Annotated in this window: 6 protein-coding genes; 3 read left to right on the top strand and 3 right to left on the bottom strand. The window is 74.0% G+C overall.

The genetic code is table 11. The annotated features are described in order from the left end of the window. Together VK640_02505 and pflA are read left to right on the top strand one after the other, a co-directional pair. A partial coding sequence (locus VK640_02505) for a glycine radical domain-containing protein (protein HTE72053.1) occupies positions 1-178 on the top strand: 178 nt, incomplete at its 5' end. A 5-nt stretch (positions 179-183) separates the two neighbouring features. Further along, entirely contained in the window at positions 184-948 is a 765-nt protein-coding gene (gene pflA, locus VK640_02500) for a pyruvate formate-lyase-activating protein (protein HTE72052.1), read from the top strand. Here the strand turns inward: pflA and VK640_02495 are convergent. Then, positions 941-1462 (bottom strand): hypothetical protein, encoded by a 522-nt coding sequence (locus VK640_02495; protein ID HTE72051.1) that lies wholly within the window; start codon positions 1460-1462, stop codon positions 941-943. The two genes, pflA and VK640_02495, sit on opposite strands and share 8 nt — an antisense overlap. Here VK640_02495 and VK640_02490 point away from each other — a divergent pair. Continuing rightward, positions 1455-1916 (top strand): hypothetical protein, encoded by a 462-nt coding sequence (locus tag VK640_02490; protein HTE72050.1) that lies wholly within the window; start codon positions 1455-1457, stop codon positions 1914-1916. The two genes, VK640_02495 and VK640_02490, sit on opposite strands and share 8 nt — an antisense overlap. A gap of 86 nt (positions 1917-2002) precedes the next feature. Here VK640_02490 and recD read toward each other — a convergent pair whose 3' ends face one another. Both recD and VK640_02480 read right to left on the bottom strand, forming a co-directional pair. Continuing rightward, the gene (gene recD / locus VK640_02485) at positions 2003-3817 is read right to left on the bottom strand and encodes an exodeoxyribonuclease V subunit alpha (GenBank protein HTE72049.1); all 1815 of its coding nucleotides are present in this window, start codon (positions 3815-3817) and stop codon (positions 2003-2005) included. Then, a complete protein-coding gene (locus VK640_02480) occupies positions 3814-7128 on the bottom strand; it encodes a UvrD-helicase domain-containing protein (GenBank protein ID HTE72048.1) in 3315 nt (1104 codons plus the stop codon). The genes recD and VK640_02480 overlap by 4 nt, the downstream gene beginning before the upstream one ends. Positions 7129-7329: the final 201 nt, after the last annotated feature.

The raw sequence follows: 7329 nt of genomic DNA, 5'->3' as shown, positions 1-7329 counted from the left end.
CGGCTTCCACGTCAACGTCAACGTCCTCAATCGCGAGACGCTGCAGGACGCGATGAAGAACCCGGACAAGTACCCGCAGCTCACGATCCGGGTGTCCGGCTACGCGGTGAACTTCGTTCGGCTGACCCGCGAGCAGCAGCTCGACGTCATCAACCGCACCTTCCACGCGGGGCTGTAGGCGCGGTGCGGACTACGACGACGACGACGACGACAACGACAACCACCGGGGCCGTCCACTCGTGGGACCTCTCCACGGGTGTCGACGGTCCCGGGACCCGGTTCGTCCTCTTCCTCGCCGGCTGCCCGCTGCGCTGCGTCTACTGCCAGAACCCCGACACCTGGTCGGAGCGGGACGGGCGCGTCGAGTCGGTCGACGACGTGATGGCGCAGATCCGCCGCTACGGCAACGTTTTCCTACGCACCGGGGGCGGCGTCACGGTCACCGGAGGTGAGCCGCTCCTCCAGCCGGCGTTCACCGGCGCGGTCCTGCGCGCCTGCCGCGAGGGGGGCATCCACACCGCGTTAGACACGTCGGGCGCCCTGGGTGGCCGCGCGACCGACGACCTTCTGCTCGACAGCGACCTGGTGCTGCTGGACATCAAGTCGTGGGACCCGCTCACCTACGCCGCCGTCACCGGCGGTGCCGACGTGGCGCCGACCATCGCGTTCGCCAGGCGGCTCGCTGCGCTCGAGCTGCTGACCTGGATCCGGTTCGTCCTCGTCCCCGGCCTCAACGACGCACCGTCCAACGTCGAGCCGATGGCCGACTTCGTCGCCGGCCTCCGCAACGTCGCCCGGGTCGAGGTGCTGCCGTTCCACACGCTCGGCACGGCAAAGTACGACGCGCTCGGCCTGCCGTTCCCGCTCGCCGACCGGCCCGCCCCGACGGTGGAGCAGGCCGAGTCGGTGCGCGAGATTTTCCGCAGGCGCGGCCTCGTCGTCACCTGAGGGAGCTGGACCGGGAGCCTCGGCGAGGCGCCCGAGGTGTCGCGTAACCCGCCATGGGCAAAGACTTCCCCATGGGACGGCACTCGGGGCGTCGCCGTGCCCGTCGGCGGCTGCCGGCGGGGACGATGCTGCTGCCTCTCGGGACGCTGGTCGTCGGAGCCGTCGTGGTGCTCCCGGTGCCCGTGAGCGTCGGTGTCGGGGGAGGACCGATGGCGTACGCCGCGCCGGTCGACCCGACTCCCTCCCGGCCGACGACCACACCGGGCAGGCCGAAGCCGACAGCCACCTCGACGCCGACAGCCACCTCGACGCCAACAGGGTCGCCGACCGACCCGCCCACGACGTCCGAGCCGACGGGCACGTCGACGGCCTCGCGGCCGCCGTCGACCACCACCGCGACCGGCACGGCGACCTCGGGCTCCGGGGGCTCCAGCAGCGGGCCGTCCTTCCAGTCCCTGCCGAGCCAGACCGCGCCACCACCCGCCGGGACCGCGCCGACCGGGCGGGTGACCACGCCCACCGCCGCTGCCACACCGGGCGGCGGCAACGGTGGCGGCGAGGGCAGCGGCAACGGCGGTGGTGACAACAATGCCGGTGGCAACAACGGCAACGGCAGTCAGCCGACCCAGGTCGCGGTCGCCGGGCGCCAGGTCGCCTCTCCGGCCGGCGACGGCCGGTCGACGCTCGAGGTCGCACCAGCATCAGGCACCAGGTCCGACGCGTCGCACGAGGTCACCACCGGCTGGCCCCACGACACGTCGACCCTGACCTCCGACGCGCCCGACACGTCCGGATCGAGCACCGCGTCCACGTCGTCAGCACCCGACCTGGCCGACCCGTCCCGTGACGACGCGATCGACAGCACCTGGCGAGTCGCCGCGCTCGCCGCCCTCTTCGTGCTCGGCCTCGCGGTGGCCCTGCTGATCGCCGCGGCCAGACCCCGCGGCGGCGCCCACCGCCGCCACTGACGCCCACCACCGGGCTGGGCCTGCGGTGCGCTTTCTGCACCGCAGCCCCGCCAACCGGCGTCGATCTGCCGGGCGCGCCGTCTGCCCTAGCCAGGCGAGCTCAGTCGCTCGCGAAGGCCGGTGGCGCGCGCGGCCGGCCGGCCGATCGCCTCGACCAGCGCCTCGGCCGACCCGATGACCCGCACGTGGCTCGTCGCGCGGGTCACCGCGGTGTAGAGCGTCTCCCGCGTCCCCAGCGGGGACCCTGCGGGCGGCAGCACCACGGTGATCCGCTCGAACTGGCTGCCCTGGCTGCGGTGCACCGTCATCGCGTGCAGCGGCCGCACCGCGCCGAGCCGCACCAGTGGCACCTCGATCGGGTCGCCGCCGCGCCCGAAGGCCGCCACCAGCCCGCCGTGCGCGTCGGCGACCACGACGCCGGTGTCGCCGTTGAAGAGCTCGATCTCGTAGTCGTTCGCCGTCACCAGCAGCGGCTCCCCGGCGTACCTCCCGTCAGCCCGCGGCACCACCGGGTGCACGTCCGAGACCCACCGCTCGGCCAGCGCGCTCCAGTGCGTCACGCCTCGCGGACCGCGCCGGTGAGCGCAGAGCAGCCGGTGCGCGTCCAGGGCAGCCAGCGCCGCCCGGGCGTCGCCCGCCTCGGCGGCATCGTGCAGCGCCGTCCCGCTGCGCACCACGTCGGCCCGTACGGCGCCGACCTGCTCCACGGACAGGACGGCGTCGTCGGCGACCGCGACCAGCTCCACCTCGGGCGCGTCGTCCGCGGCCAGCACCGCGAGCGCATCCTCGCCGCGACCCTCCTGCACCGCGGCCGCCAGCCGGGCGATGCCGCTGGTCGCCGGGAAGCGTCGGTTGGTCGACAGCGCCGCGACCGCGATCCGCGACGATGCGTCGACCAGGTCACCGAGCACGGCACCTGCCTCGACAGACGCGAGCTGGTCAGGGTCGCCGACGAGCACCAGCCGGGTTGAGGGCCGCAGCGCCTCCAGCAGCCGGGCCATCATCGTCACCGACACCATCGACGCCTCGTCGACGACGACCACCTCGGCCGGCAGCCTGTTGGTGCGGTCGTGGCGGAACCTGCTGCGCGCCTCGGGACGCCAGCCGAGCAGCCGGTGCAGCGTGGTCGCCGGCAGCTCGCCGACCCGGTCCCGGTCCTCGGCGTGGTCCAGCGACGCCGTCGACGAGCGCACCGCCTCCTCGAGCCGGGCCGCCGCCTTGCCGGTCGGCGCCGCCAGCCGGACCCGCCACTCCGGCTGCTGCTCCTTCAGCAGGGCCAGGAGCCGGCTCACCGTCGTGGTCTTGCCGGTGCCCGGCCCGCCGGCCAGCACGCTGACCCGCGACATCGCACAGGCCTCGGCGGCACTGCGCTGGTCGGCGTCCGCCGGGTCGCGGAACAGCCGGTCCAGCCCGGTGGTGAGCACGGCGGGGTCGAGGTCGTCCGGCGCCACCGCCGACCGCTCCCGCAGCTCGGTGGCGACCTGCTCCTCCTGGTCCCAGTAGCGCGCCAGCCACAGCCGGGTTCCGTGCATCCGCAGCGGAGCGTCGACCACGGGTCCGCCGACCAGCGGGCTGGCGGCGCAGCGCTCGACCCAGCCGACCGGCCACGCCAGGTCGACCGGTGCCTCGGGCCCGGCGCCCTCCTCGTCGACCTCCGGGCTCGTCGTCGCCTCGGCCGTCGACAGGTCGAGCACGACCGACCCGTGCCGCGTGGAGCGCACGACCAGCGCGACGGCGAGCAGCACCGCCTCGTGGGCCTCGCCGCCGAGCCGGCCCAGCCGCTGCGCCACGTGCACATCGGCGGCGGTGAGGATTCCGGCCCGGTTGAAGTCCGCCAGCAGCCCGGTCGCGCGCAGCGCCAGCCGGACCTCGTGTCCTCTCGCAGTCGTCGCTGCGGTCATCGCAGCCCGGCCAGCAGGTCGGACGTACCGACGACGAGACCCGACGGCGGCCGCCACGAGAAGACACCCGGCGTCGCGCCTGCGGCGTCGAGCACCGCCGGACCGGTCATCCCGCGCAGGAAGAGGTAGAGCACGCCACCGAGGTGCGCGTCGGGGTCGTAGCCCGGCTGCCGCCAGCGCAGGTAGCGGTGCAGCGCGACCGAGTAGAGCAGCGCCTGCAAGGGGTAGTGCGCCTCGACCATCGCGGTCTCCAGCGCCGAGGACCGGTAGTGCCACGCGGTCAGCGGCTCGTCGTGTCCACCGAGGCGGTTGGTCTTGTAGTCGACGACGACGTAACGCGGGGACGGAGCTGCACCCACGCGCAGCACGGCGTCGATGCTGCCCGTCAGGTAGCCGCGCAGCGGCACGTCGGGCAGCTCGGCGAGCGCGTCGGCGTACGTCGCCAGCGACCCGGTCGGCACGTGCGACCGCCACAGGGGCACGAGCTGCGACAGCAGGACCTGCCGGTCGAGCGCCTCGTCACCGCCGGCCAAGGGCAGCTCGAAGTCCAGCTCGGGGAGCCGGTCCGCCGCCGCCACCGAGGACAGCGGCACACCATCGGCGAGCGGACCGAGCGGCGTGGCGAAGGCCGCCGACATCGCGCGCGACAGCAGCCCCGCGTCCAGCTCCGGCGTCCACCGCGCGACCTGCGCACCCACCACCGACGCGACCTCGGCGTCGTCGCCCAGGTCGCTGATGTGCTCCACGGCGGAGTGCACCAGCGTGCCGAAGGCGGCGCCGCCGGGGATCGTGTCCCAGAGCGAGACGACGCCGCGCAGCTCGACGTCGAGCAAGGTCGACTCGGCCGGCACCTCCTCGAGGTCGGTCTCGTCGTCCTTCTGCGCGCTCTCCGGCTCGCTGCCCAGCCGCTGCTCGTGCGCGCCGGAGGTGAGCGCGGTGTAAGAGGTCCGTCGCCAGCCGGTGTCCAGTGCGCGGTCGAACCTGGCGAGCGAGAGCGACGGTGCCGGCCGTCCTTCCGGCGACCAGCGTGCGGGCGGCCGCGCCAGCACCACCTCGACGGCCATCCCGCCGCCGCTGCGGGCGGCCCGGGCGGTGAGGGCCGCCAGTGTCGTTCCGTCGTCGGGCACCTTGACCTGTTGCGGCGCCAGGTCCGGCCCCTCGTGCATCAGCAGGCGGTGCAGAGGAGACGTCGGCGTGTTGTACGACGGCGCCCACCACACGAGCAGGTGCGACTGGGCACGGGTCAACGCGACATAGGTCAGCCGCAGCTCGTCGTCGATCTCCTCCTGCTTGTGCGCCTTCACGTGCGCGGCCCAGTCGGGGCTGCCGACACCGCCGACGTCGCGCACCCGGTGGTCGCGCTCGTCGTGGAAGACCGCGGTCGGCGGGTCGTCGCGCTTCCAGTTGTCCCAGGCGAAGGGCACCAGCACGACCGGGAACTCCAGGCCCTTGCTGGTGTGCACCGTGATGATCTGCACCGCGTCGGCGTCGGTCTCGAGCCGGCGGCTGCGCTCCTGGCCGCTCTCCCGAGCAGCCTCCTCGCGACGGCGGCGCAGCCAGACGAGCAGCGCGGTCAGGCCGAGCTGGCCCTCCAGTGCGGCCTCGTGCATGACCTGGGCGATGTGCCGCAGGTCGGTGAGCAGCCGCTCGCCGCCGACCTGCCCGAGCAGCCGCGGCTGCAGCCGCAGGTCGAGCGACACCGCCTCGAACATCGCCGCGACACCGCGCTCATCGAGCACCGAGCCCCAGATCCGCAGCTGGAGTGCCAGGTCGTCCGCGTAGGCGTCGCCCGCAGCATCGAGACCGGCTGCGTCCAGACCGACGAAGCAGGTCAGGGCGACCCGCCGCACCCGCGTCGTCCGGTGCGGTTGCTCGAGGGCCTCCAGCAGCCGCTGCCACTCGGCGGCGGCGTGCGTCGCGAAGACCGACGTCTTGCCGGTGAGGATGACCGGCACCCCCACGGCCTGCAGGTAGGTCTGCACCAGGGCGGCCTGGCTGTTCTGCCGCACCAGCACCGCGATGTCGCCGGGGGCCAGGCCGCGGGTGGGTTCCCGTGCGTCGCGCGGCTGCAGCGACGTACCGCCGGAGAGCAGGGACACCACCCGGTCGGCGAGGTCGTGCGCGACGAGCTCACGGGCCGGACCCGTGCGCACCGTGCCGTTCTGCGCCGCCGGCAGGCCCTCGCGCGGCACCACCCGCAGCTGCAGCGGAACCTCCGCGTCGACCAGCCGGCCGTCGTGCGCGGCCTCGACCGGCAGCACCCGGATGCGCTCGTCGCCGAGCGCCGCGCCGCCGAAGACGGCCGACATCCCGTCGAGCAGCGCCCGGTCGCTGCGGTGGTTGGTCGGCAGCGTGCGCACCACGGACGCCGACTCGCGGGCCTCGAGGTAGGCGTGCACGTCGGCGCCGCGGAAGCCGTAGATGGCCTGCTTGGGGTCGCCGATCAGCACGAGCGTGCGATGCCCGTGGAAGGCCTCCCGCAGGATCGTCCACTGCACCGGGTCGGTGTCCTGGAACTCGTCGACCAGCACCACCTGGTAGCGCGCCCGCAGCCTGCGCCGCGCGATCGGCCCGGTCGTCGGGTCGACGAGGGTGTCGCGCAGCCGGATCAGCATGTCGTCGTAGCCGATGAGCTGCTGGCGCCGCTTGCGCCGGTCCACCTCGGTCCGCACCGCAGCCGCGATCCGGGCGCGCTGGCCGGGCAGCCCGTCGGTGTCCGCCGGAGGCAGCAGCTCGGTCGCAGGGTCCAGTGCCGCGGCGGTCGCCAGCGCGTGGAAGTCGGCCCGCGACATGTCCGGCGGGTCGGCGGCCGCCGCGCCCCACTTGCGCAGGTAGAGGTCGTCGGCGACCTCCGCCACCAGGTCGCCGATGCTCTCGACCAGCACGGCGCCGGTGTCGTGGTCGCCCGCCGTGCCGAGGGCGAGCATCACCTGCTGGCAGAAGCCGTGCGTCGTCGTGACGGTCGCCGAGTCGAAGACCGTGAGCGCCTCCTCGAACAGCTTGCGGCGTACGTCGACAGCCTCTGCCTCGGCATCGGCGATCTGTCCCAGCACGAGGTCGTCGTCGGCGATGGTGGCCGGTCGGGCGAGCCCGTCGCGGGCGCTGACCAGCCGCTCGCGGACACGTTCGCGCAGCTCGCGGGTCGACTCCCGGCTGAAGCTCACGACGAGCAGCGACTCCATCGGCACGCCGTCGGCGACGTAGCGCGCGACCAGGTTGGCGATGGTGAAGGTCTTGCCGGTGCCGGCGCTCGCCTCGAGCACCGTGGTGCCGGTCGGCAGTGGCCCGAGGAGGTCGAACGGCTCCGGCACCCCCTCAGCCTAGGGGCACCCGCCGGCCGAACGGGGTCATGGGCCACCATCGTCGAGCATCCTGGTCAGCAACCGACGGAGCTGCTGGTGGCCGCGCTCGCCGAGCCGGTCGGACAGCTGCTGTTCGATGCCCTCGATCGTCACGATCCCGGCCTGGATGCATGCCCTGCCCTTGGCGGTCAGCACGATCAGCTTGGCCCG

It is taken from the genome of Actinomycetes bacterium, assembly GCA_035489715.1.
Taxonomy (GTDB): Bacteria; Actinomycetota; Actinomycetes; order JACCUZ01; family JACCUZ01; genus DATHAP01.
Note: the sequence above shows the minus strand (reverse complement) of the source record. Positions and strands in the feature narration are given on the sequence as shown.

What these genes read in the sequence shown, in the direction of transcription:
- recD (HTE72049.1), bottom strand. Translation starts at nt 3,817, where the DNA reads ATGACCGCAGCGACGACTGCGAGAGGACACGAGGTCCGGCTGGCGCTG.